25 protein-coding genes are annotated in these 24,270 nt (G+C 45.1%); 9 read left to right on the forward strand and 16 right to left on the reverse strand.

The genetic code is table 11. From position 1 onward, the window contains the following. Nucleotides 1-1,188 carry a bifunctional phosphopantothenoylcysteine decarboxylase/phosphopantothenate--cysteine ligase CoaBC gene (gene coaBC / locus J3U75_RS03705; protein ID WP_267390585.1) on the reverse strand — a complete coding sequence of 396 codons (1,188 nt, stop codon included), beginning with the start codon at nt 1,186-1,188 and terminating at the stop codon, nt 1-3. Nucleotides 1,189-1,715: 527 nt separating this feature from the next. Between coaBC and J3U75_RS03710 the strand changes: the two genes are divergently transcribed. The 5 genes from J3U75_RS03710 to J3U75_RS03730 all read left to right on the forward strand — a co-directional run bounded on the left by J3U75_RS03710 (nt 1,716) and on the right by J3U75_RS03730 (nt 6,950). Beyond that, nucleotides 1,716-2,846, forward strand: coding sequence for an ABC transporter ATP-binding protein (locus J3U75_RS03710; protein WP_100140349.1), 1,131 nt, complete (start codon nt 1,716-1,718; stop codon nt 2,844-2,846). A gap of 19 nt (nt 2,847-2,865) precedes the next feature. Beyond that, a complete protein-coding gene (locus J3U75_RS03715) occupies nt 2,866-3,834 on the forward strand; it encodes an ABC transporter permease subunit (RefSeq protein ID WP_267390586.1) in 969 nt (322 codons plus the stop codon). Beyond that, a complete protein-coding gene (locus tag J3U75_RS03720; RefSeq protein WP_100151712.1) occupies nt 3,827-4,711 on the forward strand; it encodes an ABC transporter permease subunit in 885 nt (294 codons plus the stop codon). Before J3U75_RS03715 ends, J3U75_RS03720 begins: the two co-directional genes overlap by 8 nt. Nucleotides 4,712-4,786: 75 nt before the next feature. Beyond that, on the forward strand, nt 4,787-6,100 hold the full coding sequence (locus J3U75_RS03725) for an NAD(P)/FAD-dependent oxidoreductase (RefSeq protein ID WP_267390587.1): 1,314 nt from the start codon (nt 4,787-4,789) through the stop codon (nt 6,098-6,100). Between the two features lie 67 nt (nt 6,101-6,167). After that, nucleotides 6,168-6,950, forward strand: a complete 783-nt coding sequence (locus J3U75_RS03730) for a hypothetical protein (RefSeq protein ID WP_267390588.1) — start codon at nt 6,168-6,170, stop codon at nt 6,948-6,950. Nucleotides 6,951-7,050: 100 nt separating this feature from the next. On the opposite strand, the gene fnr is transcribed toward J3U75_RS03730, so the two are convergent. Beyond that, nucleotides 7,051-7,791, reverse strand: coding sequence for a fumarate/nitrate reduction transcriptional regulator Fnr (gene fnr, locus J3U75_RS03735; RefSeq protein ID WP_267390589.1), 741 nt, complete (start codon nt 7,789-7,791; stop codon nt 7,051-7,053). 264 nt (nt 7,792-8,055) lie between these two features. Between fnr and hemN the strand changes: the two genes are divergently transcribed. Together hemN and J3U75_RS03745 are read left to right on the forward strand one after the other, a co-directional pair. Continuing rightward, nucleotides 8,056-9,441, forward strand: a complete 1,386-nt coding sequence (gene hemN / locus J3U75_RS03740) for an oxygen-independent coproporphyrinogen III oxidase (RefSeq protein WP_267390590.1) — start codon at nt 8,056-8,058, stop codon at nt 9,439-9,441. Nucleotides 9,442-9,882: 441 nt separating this feature from the next. After that, a complete protein-coding gene (locus J3U75_RS03745; protein ID WP_267390591.1) occupies nt 9,883-10,518 on the forward strand; it encodes an NUDIX hydrolase in 636 nt (211 codons plus the stop codon). Here the strand turns inward: J3U75_RS03745 and J3U75_RS03750 are convergent. Both J3U75_RS03750 and folB read right to left on the reverse strand, forming a co-directional pair. Next, the gene (locus J3U75_RS03750) at nt 10,507-11,127 is read right to left on the reverse strand and encodes an NAD(P)H-hydrate epimerase (protein WP_267390593.1); all 621 of its coding nucleotides are present in this window, start codon (nt 11,125-11,127) and stop codon (nt 10,507-10,509) included. The two genes, J3U75_RS03745 and J3U75_RS03750, sit on opposite strands and share 12 nt — an antisense overlap. A 40-nt stretch (nt 11,128-11,167) precedes the next feature. Beyond that, nucleotides 11,168-11,527 carry a dihydroneopterin aldolase gene (folB, locus tag J3U75_RS03755; RefSeq protein ID WP_100151718.1) on the reverse strand — a complete coding sequence of 120 codons (360 nt, stop codon included), beginning with the start codon at nt 11,525-11,527 and terminating at the stop codon, nt 11,168-11,170. Nucleotides 11,528-11,585: 58 nt separating this feature from the next. Here folB and plsY point away from each other — a divergent pair, with 58 nt between their 5' ends. Further along, on the forward strand, nt 11,586-12,188 hold the full coding sequence (gene plsY / locus J3U75_RS03760; protein ID WP_267390595.1) for a glycerol-3-phosphate 1-O-acyltransferase PlsY: 603 nt from the start codon (nt 11,586-11,588) through the stop codon (nt 12,186-12,188). Nucleotides 12,189-12,250: 62 nt separating this feature from the next. Here plsY and J3U75_RS03765 read toward each other — a convergent pair whose 3' ends face one another. The 5 genes from J3U75_RS03765 to J3U75_RS03785 all read right to left on the reverse strand — a co-directional run bounded on the left by J3U75_RS03765 (nt 12,251) and on the right by J3U75_RS03785 (nt 18,528). Continuing rightward, nucleotides 12,251-12,925: a DedA family protein gene (locus J3U75_RS03765; RefSeq protein ID WP_267390596.1), complete on the reverse strand. Its 675-nt coding sequence runs from the start codon at nt 12,923-12,925 to the stop codon at nt 12,251-12,253. Between the two features lie 19 nt (nt 12,926-12,944). Next, nucleotides 12,945-14,306, reverse strand: coding sequence for a phosphoglucosamine mutase (gene glmM, locus J3U75_RS03770; protein ID WP_267390597.1), 1,362 nt, complete (start codon nt 14,304-14,306; stop codon nt 12,945-12,947). A 299-nt stretch (nt 14,307-14,605) separates the two neighbouring features. Further along, on the reverse strand, nt 14,606-15,466 hold the full coding sequence (folP, locus tag J3U75_RS03775; RefSeq protein WP_267390599.1) for a dihydropteroate synthase: 861 nt from the start codon (nt 15,464-15,466) through the stop codon (nt 14,606-14,608). A 379-nt stretch (nt 15,467-15,845) separates the two neighbouring features. Next, nucleotides 15,846-17,822 (reverse strand): ATP-dependent zinc metalloprotease FtsH, encoded by a 1,977-nt coding sequence (gene ftsH, locus J3U75_RS03780; protein ID WP_267390600.1) that lies wholly within the window; start codon nt 17,820-17,822, stop codon nt 15,846-15,848. Nucleotides 17,823-17,901: 79 nt separating this feature from the next. Further along, complete coding sequence (locus tag J3U75_RS03785; protein ID WP_267390601.1) at nt 17,902-18,528, reverse strand: RlmE family RNA methyltransferase; 627 nt, start codon at nt 18,526-18,528, stop codon at nt 17,902-17,904. 341 nt (nt 18,529-18,869) lie between these two features. Here J3U75_RS03785 and yhbY point away from each other — a divergent pair, with 341 nt between their 5' ends. Continuing rightward, nucleotides 18,870-19,160 (forward strand): ribosome assembly RNA-binding protein YhbY, encoded by a 291-nt coding sequence (yhbY, locus tag J3U75_RS03790; RefSeq protein ID WP_267390602.1) that lies wholly within the window; start codon nt 18,870-18,872, stop codon nt 19,158-19,160. 86 nt (nt 19,161-19,246) lie between these two features. Here the strand turns inward: yhbY and greA are convergent, their stop codons facing one another. The 7 genes from greA to J3U75_RS03825 all read right to left on the reverse strand — a co-directional run bounded on the left by greA (nt 19,247) and on the right by J3U75_RS03825 (nt 24,245). After that, a complete protein-coding gene (gene greA, locus J3U75_RS03795) occupies nt 19,247-19,723 on the reverse strand; it encodes a transcription elongation factor GreA (RefSeq protein ID WP_267390775.1) in 477 nt (158 codons plus the stop codon). A gap of 803 nt (nt 19,724-20,526) precedes the next feature. Next, the gene (locus J3U75_RS03800) at nt 20,527-21,057 is read right to left on the reverse strand and encodes a single-stranded DNA-binding protein (RefSeq protein ID WP_267390604.1); all 531 of its coding nucleotides are present in this window, start codon (nt 21,055-21,057) and stop codon (nt 20,527-20,529) included. Between the two features lie 81 nt (nt 21,058-21,138). Then, nucleotides 21,139-21,762, reverse strand: coding sequence for a lytic transglycosylase domain-containing protein (locus tag J3U75_RS03805; protein ID WP_267390605.1), 624 nt, complete (start codon nt 21,760-21,762; stop codon nt 21,139-21,141). 231 nt (nt 21,763-21,993) lie between these two features. Beyond that, on the reverse strand, nt 21,994-22,356 hold the full coding sequence (locus J3U75_RS03810) for a VacJ (protein WP_267390606.1): 363 nt from the start codon (nt 22,354-22,356) through the stop codon (nt 21,994-21,996). Between the two features lie 73 nt (nt 22,357-22,429). Beyond that, entirely contained in the window at nt 22,430-23,359 is a 930-nt protein-coding gene (locus J3U75_RS03815; protein WP_267390607.1) for a VacJ family lipoprotein, read from the reverse strand. Further along, nucleotides 23,356-23,640, reverse strand: coding sequence for an STAS domain-containing protein (locus J3U75_RS03820; RefSeq protein ID WP_267390608.1), 285 nt, complete (start codon nt 23,638-23,640; stop codon nt 23,356-23,358). Before J3U75_RS03820 ends, J3U75_RS03815 begins: the two co-directional genes overlap by 4 nt. A gap of 2 nt (nt 23,641-23,642) precedes the next feature. After that, nucleotides 23,643-24,245, reverse strand: a complete 603-nt coding sequence (locus J3U75_RS03825; RefSeq protein ID WP_267390609.1) for an MlaC/ttg2D family ABC transporter substrate-binding protein — start codon at nt 24,243-24,245, stop codon at nt 23,643-23,645. Between the last annotated feature and the right edge of the window lie 25 nt (nt 24,246-24,270).

The following is a 24,270-nucleotide window of genomic DNA, read 5'->3' on the forward strand; positions in this document are numbered from 1 at the left end:
TTAGCACAGAGCCAAAAGCTGAGCCAGCCGCTCAATAATAGCGGTTGCGGTATCATCTTTGCTCATTTGAGGCAAAACGGTTTCTTGTTCATCATCCAATAGTATCACTTGATTTGTGGCTTTACCCATGGCCTGACTAACCTCATTCGCAACCAACAGAGGCACACCTTTCTTCACTCGCTTAGCACGTGCATGTTCCAGCACATGCTCACTTTCAGCAGCAAATCCAACACAGAAAGGTGCATCCGGCCGGCCGGCTACCGTAGCGAGAATGTCAGGATTTTCCGTAAGTTCAATTACCGGCACCTTTTGTCCAGCCTGTTTTTTTAGTTTATGTTCACTACGGTTGCTAACCTTGTAATCGGCTACCGCTGCCACCGCAATAAATACATCCTGATGTGGCAATAATCGTTGTACTGCTGCCAGCATCTCGTCAGCACTGCTTACCTGTTCAACAAAAGCCATCCCAGCTGCCAGCGGCGTCTGAATCTGTCCGTACACCAGAGAAACACTCGCACCAGCAGCGCGGCAAGCCCGCGCTAGAGCCATACCCATCTGTCCGCTAGATATATTGGTAATCCCGCGCACTGGATCAATAGCTTCAAATGTCGCTCCGGCTGTAATCAAGACACGCTTTCCAGCCAACAGCGGCACTGTCCATACATCAGCAAGCAATTCAGCCAATTCGGCTGCTTCCAGCATACGCCCGCTTCCCACCTCACCACAGGCCTGTTCTCCATCAGCCGGTCCTAGTATCTGTACCCTATCCTGTCGCAACAAAGCTAAATTGCGTTGATTGGCCGGATTATTCCACATTTGTACATTCATAGCTGGTGCCACTGCCAGCGGGCAACTGCGTGCCGAAGCCAACGTGGTAAGCAAATTATCCGCCATCCCATGGGCAATTTTAGCCATAGTATTTGCAGAAGCCGGCGCAATCAGCATCACATCAGCCTGACGGCTCAGATTAATATGTGCCATACCATTACCGGATAAACCATCATGCGTATCCAGCAACACCGGTTCTCCGCTCAGAGCCTGAAAAGTAGTCGGGCTGACAAAATCAGTGGCTGCCTGTGTCATCACCACATTCACCTGATGCCCTGCCTTTTTCAGCAGCCGAACCAGCTCACAGCATTTGTATGCAGCAATCCCACCACAAATACCCAACAATACCTTCTTCTTCATTACCCATACCCTGAACTAGCCTGCAGCAAAAGCAACAGACAATTTAGCTGACCAGACAGAAAAATAAAACAAACTATTTGATTAATAGAAAAAATTTTTGCATAATCAATCAACACCGTCCACAAGCTTGACAGCAAACAACGACGTACGTTGACTATAGCCCCGCAACAAACTGACCACCCCAGCCTAAACGAAAATATAACAGACAATTATTACATGGTACACTAAGCAGCACAGCGGCTGCCAGCCACACCGCAGCCAATCATCACAGCTATACCAAATCCTAACAAAAATTAATTCAGGTTAGTAAATTACCACTAAATACCTGATTTCATGCTAAGTTATACCCTAAGTGGAGAATTTAATTGTATTAACACTTAAATTTCATTGCCCCACACAAAATGCTTGCATACAATGCCTCCCCTAAAGCAGGAGCAGAATCGTTTTTGCACCGTTCTTTACACATTACTGTAAACATCCCTATGCCGAGCATTGGCTGGAACGATTTTTCTGGAGTAACACATATCATGAGCGAAAACGCAACCACCAAGCCAGGTGCCGATCCCGCACATTACTTACAGATTAAAGACATTGTCAAAACCTATGGCGACAACTACGCTGTAGACCATGTCAACCTTACCATCAAAAAAAATGAAATCTTCGCTTTGCTTGGCAGCTCCGGCAGTGGGAAATCAACGTTGTTACGCATGCTTGCTGGCATGGAAACACCCACACAGGGACAGATTATCCTAGATGGTGAAGACATCACCAAATTGCAGCCCTACGACCGCCCCATCAACATGATGTTTCAAAGCTATGCACTGTTTCCACACATGAGCGTTGAACAAAACATCGCATTCGGTTTGAAACAGGATAAGCTACCGAAAGATGAAATCAGTGCACGGGTAGAAGAAATGCTGCGCCTAGTGCAAATGACAAAATACGCCAAACGCAAACCGCATCAGCTTTCCGGCGGCCAGCAGCAGCGTGTTGCACTGGCGCGCAGTCTGGCCAAACGCCCAAAACTACTGCTTCTGGACGAACCGCTGGGTGCTCTCGATAAAAAACTACGTCAGCAAACCCAGCTCGAACTAGTAAACACTTTGGAAAAAGTGGGCGCCACCTGCATTATGGTTACCCATGATCAGGAAGAAGCCATGACTATGGCCTCACGCATTGCCATCATGTCCGACGGACAATTGCAGCAAGTCGGCACGCCTTCCGATATTTACGACTACCCCAACAGCCGTTTTACTGCTGAATTCATGGGTGAAACCAACATCCTCGCCGGCAAAGTGACTGAAGACGGTGCCGACCACACCATTATTCATTGCCCCGACCTGCAACAGCTGGTTTACCTCGGACACGGCATTAGTGGTCCAGAAGATCAGAACATCTGGTTATCCATTCGCCCCGAAGACATCAACATTTATCGCGAACAACCGCAGCAGGAATACAACTGGACAGCTGGCATTGTGAAAGAAATTGCCTATCTCGGCAGCTTCGGTATTTTCCATATCCAACTACCATCCGGCAAAATTATCAAAAGCCAAGTTTTATCCTCCTACTGGGAACAATACAGCATTCCCATGCCTACTTGGGAAGAAAAAGTTTACATTAGCTGGCCTGACAATCAGGCAAGCCCGCTGACCCACTAACAGCCGCAGGAGCTTAAATATGAACTGGTTTAACCGTCTCAAAGGCCTGCGTCCTTCACAGGGTCTCGTTATAGGCATTCCTTACCTCTGGCTGCTGGTACTATTTCTGGTACCATTTTTCATCGTACTCAAAATCAGCTTTGCCGAACAGGATATTGCCATTCCGCCGTATACCCCGCTGTACCACATCGACGGCGAACTGGGTCGGGTAAACATATTGGTCAGCTATCAGAATTACGCCGATATCTTCAACGATTTTTGGCATTCACTCGGACAGATGCTGCTCGGTAATCGCGGCGACAACATCTATCTGCTGACATACTGGTTATCCATTAAAACCGCCCTTACTACCACTGTAATCTGCCTGCTTGCCGGCTATCCGATTGCTTACGCCATCGCGCGCGCACCTGAAAAAATCCGCAACGGTCTGTTACTGACCATCATGCTGCCATTCTGGACCTCATTTCTGCTGCGAGTGTATGCGTGGATGAGTCTGCTCGGCCATAACGGCATCATCAATACCTATTTAATAAAATGGGGACTGATCAGCCATCCGATAGACATGTTTTACAACTCATTTTCCCTGAATCTCGTCATGGTATACGCTTACCTGCCATTCATGATTCTGCCTTTATACACCCAGTTGGTAAAACTGGATAACCGCCTGCTCGAAGCAGCCGCAGACTTAGGTGCCGGCCCGATTAAAGCATTTGTATCCATCACCCTGCCCTTATCCAAAGCCGGCATCATTTCCGGCTCCATGCTGGTATTTATACCTGCCGTAGGCGAATTTGTGATTCCTGAGTTGGTAGGCGGTCCTGAAAACCTGATGATTGGTAAAGTTTTATGGCAGGCATTCTTCGACCAGAACAACTGGCCGCTAGCTTCTGCCGTAGCCGTCATCATGGTAATGCTGCTGGTTATCCCAATTGCTTTATTCCACCGTTACGAAAATCGTGAAATCGAAGAAGGAGCCAACCATGCATAAGCACACATCGTCTTGGTTTCTAAGAGGCATGCTGTTTTTGGGATTGGCTTTTCTGTATATGCCACTGGTTATTCTAATTATCTATTCCTTCAATAACTCAAGGCTAGTCACCGTATGGGGTGGCTTTTCTACCCAGTGGTACGGCAAGCTATTACAAAATGAGCAGATACTGGATGCCGCATGGTTGTCAGTACGTATAGCCCTGTGTTCGGCCGCAGCAGCCGTTATTCTGGGCACACTCGCTGGCTACGCCCTCTCACGCATCAAGCGTTTCCGAGGCAATACCCTGTTTGCGGGCATGGTATCCGCGCCAATGGTGATGCCTGACATCATTACTGGCCTGTCTATGCTGTTGCTGATTATTCAGGTACAGATGATGTTACAAAACAGCGCTTTCAGCTTTCTGTATTTCGAACGCGGCTTTTTTACTATTTGGCTAGGTCACACCACCCTGTGCATGGCTTATGTAACAGTGATTATCCGCTCACGTCTGTCGGAATTGAACCAGTCACTGGAAGAAGCAGCCAAAGATCTCGGCGCAAGGCCATTAAAAGTATTTTTCTTGATTACCCTGCCATCCATCGCACCAGCCATCGCTTCAGGTTTTCTGTTATCCATCACCCTGTCACTGGACGATTTGGTTATTACTTCCTTCCTTTCCGGCCCCGGCTCCTCCACCTTGCCCATGATAATTTTCTCCAAAATCAAACTGGGTCTGGATCCACAAATGAACGTACTGGCCACCATCATCATTGCATTGGTCGGCACACTGGTTATCGGCATCAACTACTTCATGATGAGGCAAAATACACGTCGCGAACGCGAAATGGCTGAGGCCTATCGCCAGAGTCAACTACTGGAAGCCAGTAAATCATAATATCCCAGCACAGCAGTTATCCAGACAAACGATAACTGCTTTTTTTATTTCTGCACTCAGAGTCCCACCATACTCATGTCTGACACATTCCTTTCAGCCGTACCAGCACACAGCTATTATCAGGCCAGCCAGCACCAACACACACAATATCCGAGCGTACAAGGTCTCTTAGAAGTAGAAACATGCATCATCGGTGGAGGCCTCAGCGGTATTGGCACTGCCTTACCACTGGCTCAGCAGCATCGCAGCGTTGCCCTTATAGAAGCAGCACAGATTGGCTACGGAGCTTCCGGTCGCAATGGGGGTCAGGTAATTTATGGCTATGCAGCTGAAATGAGCAAGATAGCCAGTATGCTTGGCCAGCAAAATGCACAGACCTTATGGAAGTGGAGCTGCGAAGCCGTCAATCTAGTAGAACAACAAATACGGGAATACAACATAGATTGCAACTGGCAGCGCGGCTATGCTCATGTTGCCATTCGCCCGCACCATATGCATGCTTTAACAGCATGGGTAAAGGAAGCAGCCACAAACTACCAGTTTCACGATTATCAAATTTGGAATCAGACTCAGTTGCAACAGCAATTGGCCAGTGAGCGCTACTGTGGGGCTATTTTTGACCAGCTGGCTGGGCATCTGCATCCGCTTAATTACACCCATGGGCTGGCAAAAGCTGCCGCCAGCGCAGGGGCATTATTATTCGAACATTCACCCATGCTCAATCTTGAACCATGGCAACACGGCTATCGTATTACCACACCGAATGGCTCTATAGTTTCCAAAAACGTGGTACTAGCCGTTAACGCCTTTACCCATAGCCTGCACCACCCCCTTACTCAAACACTGGAAAGCAAAATTCTACCGGTAGGCACCTATATGATTGCCACCGAACCACTAGGTGAACAAGCGCCGCAGCTTATCCGCAACAACATGGCCGTATGCGATACTCGCTTTGTACTGGATTATTTCCGCCTCAGTGCCGACAACCGATTACTTTTCGGTGGCAAGGTTAATTATTCTGGCCGAGAACCTGCTCAAAAACAGCTTACTCGTAGCATGCGCAGCGATATGCTGAAAGTGTTTCCACAGCTGAATGATGTACGAATAGAATATGCTTGGGGCGGACAGGTAGACATTAGCATGAATCGAGCTCCTCATTTCGGCCGCCTCAATCCACAACTTTATTTTTTACAAGGATTTTCCGGTCACGGCGTGGCTGCTGCCGGGCTAGGTGGGCAGATAATTGCCGAAGCCATCAGCGGAGATGACAGCCGCCTGCGCCTGTTTGAAACCATCCCGCATCGAAACTTTCCGGGTGGTACGCTGCTGCGCCTACCTTCACAATGGCTGGGCGTTGCTTATTACCGTCTAAAAGATTTATTACCTTAAATTAAAGAGTAACCAATCCAACTATAGTACAATCAATTCCCAGTTTTAAAATTCAGCAGTAAATTACATGTCCGTTTCCGATACTCATGCCTTTTATCAACACGCTCTAGAACAATGCCTTCGCATACAAACCGGTCTGATGCAAAGCCATACACTGGCAAACGGAGAAAAAGTTTGGGTTCGGCAGGCAGGGGCACGCAACAGTATATGGCGCTATCGCTTATTAAAAATTGTTCAGAAAATCAGTGGAATAGATATTCTACTACCCGTACCCAATCTGGGTGGTATATCCTCATTGCAAACCGAAGCAACCCGCCTGCAAACACTTAGCACAGCTGGTGTACAGGTACCGGCTATTTTGGCTCAGCAGCCTGATGCTTTGATGATTAGCCACATGGGCGAACACAATCTGGAAAAAGAGTGGAAAAAGCAAAAATCCGAGCCTGAAATCCTGCTGCAACGCTGGCAACTTGGCCTTAACGCGATAGAAGATGTTCACAGGCGCAACCAATATCTAAGTGAAACCTTTGCCCGCAACATGATTTATATCAACCATAACAGCATTGGCTTTATAGATTTTGAAGACGATCCATTGTCTGTAATGACTTTGCCACACTGCCATGCACGCGATTGGTTATGCTATCTACATTCCGGAGCTCGTTTAATGCAGGATTTTGGCGTTGCCGAACAGGCAAAAGCATTGTGGGACAGTATTCTACAACAACAGCCACAAGAGGTGTTTCAGACAGTAGCCAAAAGCCTGCGTAAGATTCGTTGGATGCGCCATTTCAACGCCAACATTTATGGTAAGGACACAATCAAACTGGCCGCCATGGCTACTTTTGCCTAAGCCCAGATTTTCACGTTCTTCCTGCACAGATCAAGCATTTAAAGCAAAAGGCTGTAGCCATCTTAGAGCTACAGCCTTGTTTTTTACTCAGCTTGAAAATTTATCCAACTGCCTTCTGACAATGCATAACCATCTCCTGCAACATCCACGGCTGCAACAGCTGAATATGTTTATGCTCCACTTTAATCCAGCCTTCTTGCTGGAATTTCGACAAAGTACGACTTACCGTTTCCAGCTTTAGTCCCAGATAGCTGCCAATTTCTTCACGTGACATCCGCAAAATAAAATCATTGGCGGCAAATCCACGGTAACTCAAGCGATGCGACAAATTAACCAAAAAGCCGGCCAAACGTTCTTCTGCACGCATATTGCCCAGCATTAGCATCAATTCCTGTGTGCGGAGAATTTCCTGACTCATCAACCGATAAAAATGTATCTGCAATGAAGGCAACAAACTACCGGCATCCTCCATGTTATTAAACGGCAGCTCACACACCTCACTATCTTCCAGCGCCACCGCATCACAGCCATGATTGTTGTTACAAATACCATCCAGACCGAGCAATTCACCAGACATAAAAAAACCAGTTACCTGATCCCGACCATCCTGACTATTGACTATCGTTTTAAAAAAGCCAGTACGCACAGCAAAAATTGCTGTGAAAGGTTCACCGGCACGAAACAGATATTCACCTTTTTTCAGGCGACGGCTCTGGCGAATAATTGCTCCAAGATCAGTGAGTTCACGTTCTTTCAGCATCACCGGCATACAAAGAATATGCAAAGAACATTTCTCACACAGTTTTTGAACTATTTCGCCCTGTTTATGCAATCTGATCATAATTAATTTATTAAATACCGGTTATTTTCTGAGAAAGAACATCTATAACAACACATTGACACAAATCAAAATTATTTAAAACAATCATTCACTATACTGACATAATCAATTGAAATTTGCATCAGACCCTGTTCTAATGCAGAATAGACCTGATATGTAGCCAATGCTTTACTTTACTCGCGCATGTGCTTATTCTACCACAAATAATTATCACTCTTATCTATTTCCACCGAGCTTGCAAGACAGAATAATCACTACCAACATATGAACACACGACGCTTCAACATCGAATTTGACCGCAACCTCATCGCATCCCTACCCTCATCCGGCCCACGCTACACATCCTACCCCACAGCAGACCGCTTTAACACCAGCTTTACCGCAGACCAATTGAAGTCTACCTTACAACAAAACATCGGCATACAGCCTGTATCGCTGTACGTACACGTTCCGTTCTGCAATACCATATGCTATTACTGCGGCTGCAATAAAATCATCACCAAAGATACTAGCCGTGCTGATCTCTATATTCAGTATCTAGACAAAGAGCTGGCTTTACTGGCTCAGAATTGGCGGGGTAAGCCTTTACTGGCACAACTGCATTTCGGCGGAGGTACGCCCACCTTCCTCAATAACGAGCAGCTAAGCCACATCTTTGCCAGCATCAGCCGCTACTTCACTCTCACAACAGACGGCGAATATTCAATCGAGATAGACCCACGTAAAGTTACCGCTGATACCGTTGCCCATCTGGGCAAACTTGGTTTTAACCGCATGAGCGTCGGTATTCAGGATTTCAATCCAGCCGTACAGCAAGCGGTTAACCGCATTCAGAGCGAAGCCGAAACTCGGGACGTCATCGAAGCCGCGCGCTGTAATGGCTTTCACTCAGTCAGCGTGGACTTAATCTACGGCCTACCGCATCAGACAGAAGCATCTATGCACTGTACACTCAAACACGTGCTGGAACTAATGCCGGATCGTATCGCCATGTATCACTATGCCCACCTGCCACATCTGTTTAAACCACAACGACGCATAGATACCAACGCTGTACCAGACAGCAGAGTCAAACTGGATATTCTGCAAAACACCGTTCAGTACCTGCTGGAACAAGGCTACATTTTTATCGGTATGGATCATTTTGCCAGACCAACCGACGAACTAGCCATCGCTCTGTCAGAGGGACGTCTACAACGCAATTTTCAAGGGTATTCTACGCATGCTGATTGTGATTTAATTGCTATAGGGGTGTCCAGCATTAGCAAAATTGCCAACATTTATAGCCAGAATGAAAAAGAACTCACAGCCTACTATCAAGCACTAGATGAAGACCGCCTACCGGTAATGCGTGGATACCAGCTCAACGCTGATGATATTCTGCGCCGGCAAGTCATACAGGATTTAATGTGTCGCTTCCAGCTCAGTTTTCAAGATTACCGCGAAGCCATGCAGCAGCCTTTTCAAACCTATTTCGCAGCTGAACAGACTGATTTACAGAAACTTTCGCAATTAGGCCTGCTCAACCTCACCGATGAGCAACTTCAAGTTACCCCCAAAGGACGTCTGCTGATACGCAACATCGCCATGATATTTGACTACTACCTGCGACAAAAACGCACCGAAGCCCAATATTCGCGTACATTATAGCGAGTTGAAGCCATCAGCAAGCACTCGTTTACCCGTAGCAAAGCTAATGTTGCCAGAATTAATAAAAGCAACTGCAGCTAGGGTTTGCTTTTACTGAATAATAAATCATTTTAACTGTTAAAATTCATTCAGTTCTCAGGGCAAATCACGACGTTTGTAAACATGTTTTAACTTTTTTCATTGCGTAATTTCTGAGCTGCCTAACGTACATCATACTGCCACATATAATGCAAACTTCCTGATGCGTTTAATTCATGCTCATATTTATCTAATATATTAACATGTTATAGTTAAAGCCTTCTGGATCCAACTAAATTATTCAAAGCTACAATCAAATTTAATTTGATCATTTCGCTTTATCCATTGCTTATCTGCATCGCTTCTGGCTATTTAAGCACAAAACATATATATATTATATAAATACACATACTAGCCAATATTATGTTTCCCACAACAGACAGCCTCAACCAATTCTTGCATTACGCCAGTAATCATACATCTGCGCATACTCTACTAAACCAACCCCAGCAATCCTTGCGTCAGTTATCTGTTACCTATCGACAAGCTGCAGTGCTCATGCCCTTCGACTGGAACCAAGGCACGCCACAAATCTGGCTCAGTCAGCGCAGTCAGCAGTTGCGGCAGCATAGCGGACAAATTGCTTTTCCTGGTGGACAACTGGAAGCTAATGAAACCCCAATCTGCGCCGCACTGCGCGAAAGTAAAGAAGAAATCGGATTGAATTCCAGCCAGTGGCATCTGGCGGGCACACTACCACCTTGTTATCTACCCAGCAGATTCAAAGTCGTGCCAGTACTGGCCTGGAGTAAAGCACAATTACATTGGCAAGCCAATCAGGCTGAAGTTAGTGACATATTTGCTGTGCCCCTGTCCATTGTTCTGGATAGTAGTCTGTATCAGCAAAGCACTTTTCAATACCAACAACTTTGGTTTCCAGTTTATCATTTACACCATCAACAACGGCATATATGGGGAGCCACCGCAGCTATGTTACTGCACATGGCGCAATGTTATCAGGCATGGTGCAGCAGCAGGCCAGTGGCATCAGTCAGATAAGTCAATGCACTGTATCTCACCACATAAAGGCACTGCCTGTGCCAAGCAGTGAGCCGGTTTTAATGCCTGAAAAGCATAAGTCAGTTGTGCCTGAAAACTGCCAGCAGCTACTTTATCCCCATCTCCGGCCACACCACTGGGTATATCCAGTGTCACCCTGAATACACTGGCTTGCGCCACAGTAGCAAAACACTGCCTTACCACCTCAGGCAGCTCACCTCTGAATCCAGTTCCATACACCGCGTCCACTATCAGCTGCATTTCTGGCAACACTTTGTTTAACTGCATAAGCTCGGCATAAACCACCGCTGCAGGCAATCGAGCCCTATTTACCTCTGCCAGAGGTGACAATTGCTGCCCTTGCAACCACATAATTGTCACCGGCCAGTGGTGTTCGGACAATATACGAGCCAGCACCAGACCATCACCTGCATTATTACCTCTACCACAAAGTACCAGCGTATGCTGAGGATAAGAAAAACGGTTCATCAAATCAGCAGCAGCGCGACTGCCAGCATGTTCCATCATTCGGGCATAGCTCAGACCAGTTCGGTTTTGTTCATCTTCCCATGCCTTCATCTTTGCTACAGTCCATATCAGAGCAGACATATCTTTTCCTCAACAACACCTACCACTGGGTTCTGCCCGTTCAGACCGCCAGACGCGAGCGCTCAATTAATACACCAACCTCTTTAACACCAGCCAAAATACCCGGTTTTATCACTTTAACTCGTACCCACAAGGCACCAAATCGCGTCAGTATAAATTGCGCTACATATTCAGCCAGCGCTTCCAGCAATAGAAACTCCTCTTCAGCCAGTGCTTCGCGCAAATTTTCTACCACTTTGGCGTAATGAATTGTATCGTCAATATTATCGCTTTGTGCAGCCTGACGGAAATCAGTACCGATATCCAGATCCAACAGCAACGTCTGTCGCTGCTGGCGCTCCCACTGATAAACCCCAATCAGCGTCTGCGCAGTCATGCCATGTAAAAAGATAGTATCCATGTACAACCCTCTGAGCTAAAATGCAAACCCTCAGATTGTAGACTAAAGAAACCATTTTATGGCCAATTACTTTGCGATTATCGGAGCTTATTTGCTCGGTTCCCTGTCTTTTGCCGTGATTGTGTCGCGTTGCATGGGCATGCCTGACCCGCACAGCTACGGTTCCGGCAACCCTGGAGCCACCAATGTCTTGCGCAGTGGCAGAAAAAGTGCCGCTGCCCTGACCTTGCTTGGAGATGCACTGAAAGGATGGCTGGCTGTGTGGCTGGCCATCCATTTCCAGACAGCATGGCAATTAAGTAACAATACCATCGCTATCACAGCTATTGCAGTTCTACTCGGCCATATGTGGCCAGTATTTTTCAAATTCAAAGGTGGCAAGGGCGTGGCCACAGCATTGGGTATACTTCTTGCTCTATCATGGCCTACTGCCTTACTCTGTGCCGGTGTATGGCTCATTATGGCCTTTGGTTTCAAAGTTTCTTCACTGGCTGCGCTAATCGCTACCCTGATTAGCCCTTTTATCGCTTGGTGGCTGATACCACACACCAGCTGGGTATATGCAGTAGTGGTGATTGATTTACTTGTACTCTACCGTCACAAAAGCAACATAAAAAATCTGTTTAGCGGTCGTGAGAGCAAAATCGGTCAAAACAAATAAATCATTCAGCTGCAACCAATAAAAAAGACAGTTCGCAAACTGTCTTTTTTATACTATCAAACTTATTTCAAGTCTTGACGCTGCTGTTTACGCGTGCGCCTACGTTCACGAATTTCAGCAATTTTACGTTTAAAGAATTGAATACGCTGTCGTTTTTTCCACCAGTAATACATCAAAGCCAGCACACCTACAGCAATAAGCAAATATACCACAGCCTGAAACTGATGTACTTTATGCATTAGCCAATCAATATTCTCCGCACCATATTCACCTAAATATACCCATACCGGTACTGAAATCATCGCTGCCAGACCATCCATCAGTAAAAATTTCAGAATCGACACCTTACCACTGACACCTGCAGTGATATAAATCGGCGTGCGCAATCCGGGCAGAAAACGGGCAAAAAACAGCACTCGACTACCATATTTATCAAACTTATCCTGTACCTGAGCATAACGCTTTGGTGTCATCACCCGCTGTACGAAACGGAATTTCAGAATACGATGGCCAAACACCCGTCCGGCTGTAAACATCAAGCCGTCGCCCACCAGCACACCAGCCATACCCACCAAAAACATTGTGTGGACGTGTGCATGGCCTAGTCCTGCGATTACCCCTCCGGCAACCAGCGTTAGATCTTCCGGTACCGGCACACCGAAGCCACAGGCTACCAGCACCAGAAAGACCGCAGCATAGCCATACTCAGTAAAAAAAGCTTCCAGCAAAGCAAACATAAAATGTCCGTTCTTCCTTCTATCCGGCCGGACAGATTCTGTCAGCCGCACCTGCTTCAATCGCAGCAGCAATTTTTTCTGCAGCCTGCCGCGCAACTTCATTCTGGCGTGCTTCAACCATTACCCGCACCACCGGTTCCGTACCTGAAGGACGCAGAACTACCCGGCCATCTTCACCCAATTCTACTGATACCTCATCTGCCACGGGATTAGCCACACTCTGCCAGTCCTGCCCAGGCTCAATATGCACATTAATCATCGTTTGCGGAAAAGGCTGCCAATCCGTCAGTATACTGGCCAAATCCAGCTCCAATTCCTGCATGGCTGCAAAGACCTGTAAAGCTGCAATAATGCCATCACCAGTGTTATGTTTATCCAGACAAACGATATGGCCTGAGGCTTCTCCACCTAGCCACCATCGATGCTGATGCAGCTGCTCCAGAACATATCGGTCACCCACTTTAGCACGGACAAAATCTATTCCTTGCTTACTAAATGCCTGCTCCATCGCCAGATTCGTCATTGCGGTACCCACCACTCCGCCATGCAAACAACCAGAAGCCGCACGTGCCTTGGCAATAACATAGATTAGCGCATCACCATCGTAGACTTTGCCGGTTCTATCCACCATCATCAGACGATCACCATCTCCATCCAGCGCAACACCATAATCTGCTTCGTTTTGCAATACAGCTGCCTGAAGTGATTTTGTATAAGTAGCGCCGATTTTCTGATTAATATTATAACCATCCGGTTTATCACCGATGCACACCACATCGGCACCCAATTCATGGAAAACTTTCGGCGCCACATCATAAGCAGCACCATTGGCAGTATCAATCACCAACTTAAGGCCGCGCAGATTAAGATGGCTTGGAAAAGTGGACTTACAAAATTCAATATAACGATCAACAGCGCCATTAATACGCCGCGCACGGCCAAGCTGGCTGGATGGCACTGTCTGCATCGGTTTTTCCAACTCAGCTTCAATCTCCAGCTCCAGATGATCGCTCAGCTTTATTCCGCCCTCTGCAAAAAATTTAATACCATTATCATGGTAAGGATTGTGCGAAGCTGAAATCATCACCCCACAATCCAGACGTAAAGCACGAGTCAGATATGCTACACCTGGGGTAGGCAAAGGTCCGGTAAGCAGTACATTAACACCAGCTGCAGTAAAACCAGCCTCCATCGCAGCCTCGAGCATATAGCCAGAGATACGGGTATCCTTACCAATCAGTACAGTGGGTTGATGATCCGTTCCATGCTGCACCAGCACATGACCTGCCGCATAAGCCAATTTCAGTACAAATTCAGGCGTAATCGGAAACTTACCAACCTCACCTCGCACCCCGTCCGTACCGAAATATTTCTTTGCCATTACCTGCTCCGACCAAATAAAACAAAATTGTTATTGTAGAACAGGCACGCCTGTTCAGTCAGTAAATAAAATGGTATTTGAAACCTCAAAAACAAGCCATTTTATCTACAGCATACTATTTACCCAATCAATATTCGCCTTACAAATGTGCAGAATACTTATTCTGTAGATTGGTTCAGGAAATCTTGCGTACCAAATGCCAGCATAAAAAACCATTTTCTGCCAAACCTACGCTTATTCATTACCCAAATGTTTTAACAAAACATAAAAGCGGAACCATATTGATTAAAGTGGCTAAACTAAACACCAAAGCCCAAGGCAGACCATATCTGTAAACCCTGCCTTGTTTCGCGCACATCATGGACTCTCACAATAGCTGCTCCGCGTGCCACTGCGGCTACCGCAGCCACTACACTGCCTGCTACTCGCTGTTGCGGCTCGCTTTCAGCCGTCAGCAGACCAATCATCGTTTTACGCGATACACCAATCAAAGCCGGACAGCCGCTCATTTCCTGCCATGTAGCAAAATGCTGCATCAAAGCAATATTATGCTCCAGCGTTTTACCAAAACCAAAGCCAGGATCTATCGTCATCCGCTCACGGCTAATTCCTGCCTGTTCACATACTTGCACTCGTCGGTGTAGATAACTTCCCACTTCGGCCACCACATCTTCATATACCGGATTATGCTGCATATTTTCCGGTTTTCCCTGCATATGCATCAAACACACACCCACATCCGGCTGCTGAGACAGCACCGTCACCGCATCAGCATCTTCAAGTGCCTGAATATCATTGATACCATCAGCCAGTTGTGCTTCGAGTAATCGGCGCATCACCCATGCCCGCCGTGTATCCACCGTTACCGGCACATTCCATCTTCTTAATTCACGCAATAGTGGTTCAATCCGAGCCCATTCTTCCTCCGGGGAAACATAATCAGAACCCGGACGCGAGCTTTCGCCGCCAACATCTAAAATATCTGCCCCGTCTTTCAGTAATTGTTCCGCATGATTCAGAGCCACGGTCAGTGAAGTATTGTAACGACCACCATCAGAAAAAGAGTCCGGCGTTAAATTAACAATCCCCATGATTTTTGGCTGCTTCAAATCTATTTGAAATCGGCCACACTGCCAGTAAGCATGCTTCAAATTATTCATAACTAATTACTATCTTTCTGCACTAATTAATAACACTACACCTTAATTATTTTCTTACTAATACAGCTAAGCATCATTGCCGGTACATCAAACTTTTGTACTTAGTGTCCTTCTCATACTGAAAAAAGGCAATTCATTCTTACCCAAAGACCAGAAGCCTATCAATAGCCTGTGAATATAAATTAAATTACATATACTTATCACCTAGACGAATTTTCGTATTTCGCTCAATTAGCTTTTATTACCAGCTCATAACATCATCATTCACAAGGCTAAATATTGGAAAAATAACCAAATCTCATACTATGAAAAATGGTAAACAATACTACTTACAGATGTAAAAAACGGCAGCTTTGGCTGCCGTTGAAAAACAAATATATTATTGCTCTGACTTCTGCTCTGGTTCAGGCGCTTTCGAGCCAGCATCAGCTGTGTCCGCCGGTACATGCGCATTTTCACTAGCTGAAGCTTCTGCTACAGGCTGCTCGGTTTCAGCTTCTTTTACAACATTATCGCTGTAGTCCTTTGGTGGACTGGGCTGCTTACCAGCCATAATTTCCAGTACCTGATCACGATCAATGGTTTCCCACTCAATCAGAGCTTTAGCCATGGTATGCATCTTGTCACGGTTTTCATCCAAAATCTTATAAGCAACTTCATATTGCTCATCAAGAATACGCCGCACTTCAGCATCCACTTCCTGCATGGTTTTTTCAGAAATATTTTTCGACTGCGTTACGGAACGGCCAAGGAATACTTCATTCTCATTTTCACCATAAACCACCGGCCCCATCTTCTTCGACATCCCATAACGCGTCACCATTTCTCGCGCAATCTGAGTCGCCCGTTCGAAGTCGTTAGAAGCACCGGTAGACACGCGACCAATAAACAGCTGCTCCGCGATACGACCACCAAACAGAATGGAAATCTGATTCAACATCTGGTCTTCATACATACTGATACGGTCACGTTCCGGCAACTGCCAAGTCAGACCTAATGCACGACCGCGCGGCATAATCGTTACTTTATGCACAGGGTCAGTATAGTCCAGCGTTTCTGCAACCACTGCATGACCGGATTCATGGTAAGCAGTAGCTTTTTTCTCGTCCTCATGCATCACCATAGAGCGACGTTCCGGTCCCATATAAATTTTATCTTTAGCATCCTCAAAGTCGCTCATGTCTACTTTAGTTTTGTTGCGACGACCAGCAAACAGCGCAGCCTCATTCACCAAATTGGCCAGATCAGCACCGGAAAATCCAGGCGTACCACGTGCCAGAACCGGTAGATCCACTGATTGATCCAGCGGTACTTTATTAGCATGCACTTTTAGAATCTGTTCACGGCCACGAATATCAGGCAAAGGAACCACAACCTGACGGTCAAAGCGACCAGGACGCATCAGTGCCGGATCCAGCACATCCGGACGGTTAGTAGCAGCAATCACAATAACGGTTGTATTGCTTTCAAAACCATCCATTTCTACTAGCAGCTGATTTAATGTCTGCTCACGTTCATCATTACCACCACCTAGACCAGCACCGCGCTGGCGGCCGACTGCATCAATTTCATCGATGAAAATAATACACGGAGCATTTTTCTTTGCCTGTTCGAACATATCGCGCACACGTGAAGCACCCACACCAACAAACATTTCTACAAAATCAGAACCGGAAATACTGAAAAAAGGTACCTGAGCCTCTCCGGCAATTGCCTTAGCCAGCAAAGTTTTACCAGTACCAGGACTACCACACATCAGAATACCACGGGGCACACGGCCACCCAGCGTCTGATAGCGTTGCGGTGCACGCAGATAATCCACAATTTCCTGAACTTCTTCTTTGGCCTCATCACACCCGGCCACATCGGCAAAGGTAATTTTATTGGCTTCTTTATCCAGTAAACGGGCACGGCTTTTACCGAAAGAAAAGGCACCGCCTTTTCCGCCGCCGCCACCCTGCATAGAGCGCATAAAATAGAACCATACCCCGATCAGCAGCAATACTGGCAAAAGACTGAAAAATAGATTAGTCAGAAATCCCGGTTTTTCTTCCGGAATCACATTGACACGAATATTTTTCGCCATCAGATTACTAACAAAATTAGTTTCCAGCGGAGTCGGCGCATTAGTCGTAAAGGCTGATTTATCATTGCGCAAGCCTTTAACTTGGAAGCCATTAATCACCGAACCTTCAATATTTACGCTAGCAATCTCACCCTTGTTAACCTGCTGAATAAATTGAGAGTATTCAATCTGATGTTTACTCTCTTTTTTCTCAGTGATGGCATTGAATGCGGCCATAAGCACAAGCGCCAGCACCAGCCAGACCAAAAGATTCTTTACGGTATTCCGCACTGTCACAAACTCCTAAGGAGGTTAAATAATTGTTGTTTAGAATAGTGAATCTGACCCAAACCTACACAGGCACAGGCCGTCACAACTGTTTTTTACCGCGGCCAAGCAGATAAATCTCACTAGAGCGGTCTCGTGAAGCTTTAGGCTTACGAATCATAACCTGTGCAAAGCTGTTTTTCATTAGCCGCTGAAACTCTTGCAAACCACTGCCCTGAAACACCTTCACTAGGAAATCTCCATTTTGTTTCAGATGTGCCTGCGCAAACTCCAGACCCAGCTCAGCAAGATACAAACTGCGTGCCTGATCAGTAATGTTATTGCCTGACATATTGGGTGCCATATCACAAATTACAAGATCTAACGCACAGCCGGCTAGCAAACTTTCAAACTGCTGCAGAACATCATTATTCCGGAAATCACCTTGAATAAATTCCACCCCAGCCACCGGTTCCATGGGCAGAATATCCAACGCAAAAACCTTGCCCTGCTTCCCAGCCAGCTTCACGGCAACCTGCGACCAGCTACCTGGCGCACTGCCAAGGTCAGCCACTACCGCACCAGACTTTATCAGATGATCTTTTTCATTGATTTCCAGCAACTTATAGGCTGCACGAGCTCGATAGCCCTCTTTTTGTGCCAGATGAACATAATGATCATTTACATGCTCATTGAGCCATGCACTGGAAGATTTAGAACGAACACCCATGATACAAATTCTTGAAAAAACTCCATCATTGTATCGTGAAATCGCAACAGAATACAGAGCTTAGCCCGTGTAAAACCGCGAAATTAAGCACAATTAAAAACATGTAGGCTACATCAGCCAGCCTCAAATTATATAAATAACAAATTCTTTAATCTTACAAAAAACCCATGTTTTACCAATTACCCATTGCAAATCAGGACAGACCTACATTATCCTTTTTTCATAGAAAGAGATAGATATTAACTATAAAAATTTGTCCGCCTCAATTAGAATAGCTCAATCTGAACTTAACCTGTGTATCTGCTCAACCAATTAGCCGATACAGCGATATGGAAACTTAAATGGCAACTGACAAATTAAACAGCAAAGATAAAATGGCATTGAAAGCGCGTGCACATCAGCTACATGCAGTGGTACTGATTGGCCAGAACGGATTAACAGAAGAAATCATCACAGAAACCAGCCGCAATCTGGATGCACACGAACTGATTAAAGTACAAGTGGCAGGTGACGACCGCACAGCACGCATCGCTATTGCCGAAGCTTTGTGCTCTGCAACAGGCGCTGAACTGATACAACATATAGGCAAACAGCTGGTGTTATATCGACGCAAAACCGAAAAAAATGAATAAACAAAAAGCGATTCATTCTATGAATCGCTTAGTTATTTGAGCGGCGGCATTTAACCGGAAGAAAAAATCAGCGCTTAGCAGGCTGATTAAATATAGAAAACTTCCAGAATTTCGTATTCACGCACCCCACCCGGTGCCTGAACTTCAGCCACATCGCCTTCTTCCTTACCAATGAGTGCACGTGCTATCGGCGAACCAACAAAAATCTTAGCCTGTTTGATATCGGCTTCATCTTCTCCAACAATCTGATAACTCACCACTTCCTCAGTTTCCAGATCCTGCATTTTCACAGTAGCACCGAATACCACCTTACCATCGGCATTGGTTTCTTTCGGGTCGATAATATGTGCTAGAGACAACTTGTGCTCAATTTCTGCAATACGACCTTCAATAAAACCCTGTTTTTCCTTGGCCGCTTCATATTCTGCATTTTCGGACAAATCCCCATGCGAACGAGCTTCAGCAATCGCTTCAATTACCGCCGGACGAGCCACGCTCTTCAGTTCTTGTAGTTCCTGTTTCAGCAAATCAGCGCCCAATATGGTCAACGGAATTTTTTGCATCATATTTCTCCAAGATACCACAGCTAAATACACTTGCGGTATTTCGTATTAATAACAAAAAGCAAGCCGCCCGATTCTGGCGGCTTGCGCTGTTCCATGTATGCTATTTTAGCAGACCAGTATAAAAAATAGCAATGGTTACAACCAAGGCAGCCTGCACATCATAGTCATCGAGCTCACATTAGTATTTAAACTTAATTTAGTTATTTCTGACACATATTTAAGCAAAAATTAAACCCACATAGGCAAACTTCAACTTAATTATCTTAGACTAATACTCCCAAATACTTACTGTTTCTCTTGCTCTTTGAATTTCTTGGCTGAAGTGAATCAGTACAATACACTGCTGGTTAAAACAAATTGATACATAGGATTAAATTTACATTAACAGGCATGAATAAAATGATTAAGAAAATAAAAATTTTTATATAGAAATTTGCACTACTCAGTACAAAATCCCAAAAATTCGCTACCAATAATACTCGCTATATTTATTGAATAATTTATCGTCAATTTGGTTTGAGAGTAAAAAAATATTCATTTATTATAATGTTTTATAATTGTTAGGATAATTTCTCTACTATTAGCTAATATCGAATAGTGCAAAATTTGTATTTACAATACAAATATCAATAATTTATAGCTTAAATATACAATTTATCAACCGTATTTAATTTATAAATATCATTTTCAGCTGTGGTTAAACGAAATGCCTTTTGGACAATTCATCCAAAAGGCAAAATCTTCATAGATTTGAAATTTCAAATTGCTGATTCAGATAAGAGGCAACAAAAAAATCAAGATTAAAATGGGATATCATCATCAATATCATCTATTGGTGCCGGTGCAGGTGCTGGACGTGGAGCCTGACGACGTGGAGCAGCCGGTGGTGGGCTAGAGGCGGCAGGTGCAGCATCATAGCCAGCCTGACTAAAATTACCACCCTGAGCGTAATCAGCTCCGCCGCCCATCTGATCATAGCTGCCACTTGCAGCGCCTGTATCATTGCGGCTACCCAGCATTTTCATTTCACTTCCGATGATGTCATAAGCCGTTCGTTCGATTCCATCCTTACCACTATATTTACGGCTCTGGATTCGGCCTTCGATAAATACCTGACTTCCCTTGCGCAGATACTGGCTGGCAATTTCGCCCAGTTTGCCAAACAGCGTGATATTGTGCCATTCGGTTCGGGTCTGGCGCTCGCCATTACGGTCACGCCACTGTTCATCAGTAGCAATGGAAAAGTTGGTTACGGCATCGCCACTAGGCATATAACGCGTTTCAGGGTCTCGACCCAAACGGCCAACCAGGATGACTTTATTAACAGACATGGTGGTTTCCTAATAATAAGTGCAGGCTGTCTTGCAGGACAACCCATGTTAAAAGTAAATCTGTGCTATTGCAGAATGGGTTCACGCCCATTGCCAGTGCCGCTGCCAAGCGCTGATAACCGCATTTGAATAAGTAGTCCGGCCTAAACTACCATTATACCGCGCAAGTGCGCGAGCCATATTACCATTCTCACGATTGCGATAATATCGCAGAATGGTACAACCATAGCGTAAGTTAGTGCGAATATCGAATAAGTTATGTTCCGGCCGCCCAATCTGTCTGACCCAGAATGGCATAACCTGCATTAAACCGCGTGCGCCAACGCCGGAAATTGCATATTGTCGGAAACGGCTTTCTACTTCTATCAGACCGAGTATTACCTGCGTATCCAGACCGGCGCGCATGGATTCGTATTGAATATTAGTCAGTAAACGTTTGCGCGCATAATCATCTGGAACATATGGCGTCAGTCTTGTTGACATCGCGTTTAACCAACGATTTGCCTCTGCTGCAGAAGCAAATATAAGCCGTGGGGGATTAGCATTGCTGACCGCATTCCGCATTACAGAAGCCACATCATCAGAAAGAGTTTCCTCGCGTTGTGCACCAGCCATAGCAAAGCGAGGTAGAGTTGCTCCAAATACCGCTGCACTGCCTGCTAGAAGCAAATGTCGACGCGATATCGACTTACTACTGTACTGCATATGGATAAATTCCGAATCTATACGGTGGACAAACCGTTTTGAAATTTTGGGTATACATTAGGTGTGATATTTTAAATCATGTTATTAGGATTAAAGTATTGGTAAGAGAATATAGTTTAACAGATAAGCAAAAGGATTTTTCAATACAACAGAATAAGGGCTGAGAACAGTCAGGCAATGCAAAAAAGCCGATGCATAACATTGGCTTTTTTAATAAATGATTTCTCTAGTTTAATTCAAGGTAATTGGTACAAAAGCTTCTCGCGCCAGTTCTTCCTGTGCTAAATCAGTGACTACTGTGGAAATTTTTATTCCAAACCAGCTTTTAAATATCTCCAGATTTATGGCTGGCCAGAGATTTTCATCCTCACACCAGTCCGCCAGCTCTGCAGCAAAGATATCCTGATAACGTTCTTCTATTTCCACCCACAAGTCATCTATATCTTCACAGGCAGAAGTCAGATAAGCATTTGCGTCCTGCTGTAATATTTCAAGTGACAATTCATCCAGATCTATATTCGGCAGATTTTGCAGCCATATCCAAAAAGGATCAAGCGGTACAAGCAAAAATACACTGCGGTTAACTTCATACATATTTGTATTCCTGTTGTGCTATAAGCTGAATTTCAATTAATAACTGGCGTTTTAAAAAGACATTAACACAGATTTAGTGCATATCCCAGTAAGATGAAACAGATGTCGCTGCACTATCTGGTTGAGTTTTATCGGCTGATTCATCTGAAATAGTTTCAGCCTTATCAGCAGCAGTGTTGTCAGTAGAAACAGCTGCTTTATCGGCTTTCACAACCGGAGCTTGGTCAACCTGTTTTGCAGATTGCGGCTGAGTATTAGCTGCATCACTGTCAGGAGCCACCAGAGTATCGATATCATCATCGTCGTCATCGTCATCATCTGGAAACAGTGTTCCTCCTACCTGCTTATTGCGTAATTTCATATACACATCACGCATATAAGTGTAACGATCCAACGCAGCATCATTCAAACTGTCAGTTACATCCAGTAAGCTTTCACGAGTGGCAACACCATTCAATCCGGCCAGACTCCAACGTACAGCATCATCCTTAAAAATGGCATTTTCAACAGGAAAGGCGTCTGTAATAGTGCTGCCAATACTATCGCGCACAGTAGACGGTCCAAATATCGGATAAACAAAATAATTACTGTTTTTCCAGCCCCAAGAAGCAAATGTGTCACCAAGAGTATTTTTATTATTTGGAATTTGGCCTGCGTCAGCAATATCCAATAATCCACCCAAACCAAAAGTAGTATTGATCCCTACCCGAACAAAATCTGTACTGGCTTTCTCAATATCCAGTCGCAGCAGATTACTGCCGAAACTAACTACATCTCGCAGATTATTGAAAAAGTTGTTCACTCCGGTTCGTACCGGAGAAGGTGTAACTTTACGATATCCACGTGCAACAGGTGTCATGATATATTGATCCAAGTGATCGTTGATATTAAACATCACCCGGTTATAACCTTCATACGGATCTTTATAGGGCTGATCTTCAGCCCAGCCCGCCTGACACAGAAACAACAACAGTGTGGTAGCCAGTAATTTTTTTTTACTCATTGTAACGATTCCTCTACACCGTACAGTGCCATTAGGGTAATCAGCCCTGCCGGTACACCTGCGATGTGCAACATAAATTTCTGTCTGTGTGCCAATCTTTTAGCAGCCACGAGTAAAGCTACACAGGCTGAATCGGCTTCGGTCACCCCACTGACATCCACTTTTTCAACTTTACCACTGCGGATACAGTCACTGAACTGCTTATAATCGTTCTCTCCTACTGTACTCATGGTGACTTTGTCATGAATCATCAGGGTTTTTCCCTGCACAGTGGTTTGCATAATTATCTACCGTTTTTAGCGCGTAACTCAGCTACCAGACCGTCAATACCTTTCTGGCTGATGGTCTGATTAAATTGGTTACGGTATACAGTAACCAGGCTGGCTCCTTCTACAGCAACATTATAAATCCGGTACATATTGCCAGACTGATACATTGTGTAATCCATACGTACTGGCTTACTGTTAGGAGTAGTGACATCCACACGTACAATAATTTCACGCCCTTTTTTATTAACAACAGGATTGTTGTAAACATTCGCTTTTGCGTTTCTGAATTTGAGCATGGTACCGGAATAGGTACGAATCAGTAGTGTTTTAAATTCTTTTGTCAGATCCTGTTGCTGGGCAGGTGTAGCAGTACGCCAAGGTGCTCCGACAGCCAGAGCAGTCATGCGTTCAAAATCAAAATAAGGAATGGCATAATTTTCCGCCTGACGCCGTACCTGCTCGTCATTTTTACCATTAGCGGCCCCCAGTATATTCAGTACTTGAGTAGCATTCTCCTTTAGCTGGCCTACAGCCTGTTGTGGCGAAGCAATAGCCATGCTGATACTCATGATACAAATGCTTAATGCACCCAAAAATTTAGATTTGTTTAGTTTCATTATAAATAAGCCTTAAAATTAAATT

This window comes from Snodgrassella sp. B3088 (assembly GCF_026535815.1).
GTDB lineage: Bacteria > Pseudomonadota > Gammaproteobacteria > Burkholderiales > Neisseriaceae > Snodgrassella > Snodgrassella alvi_E.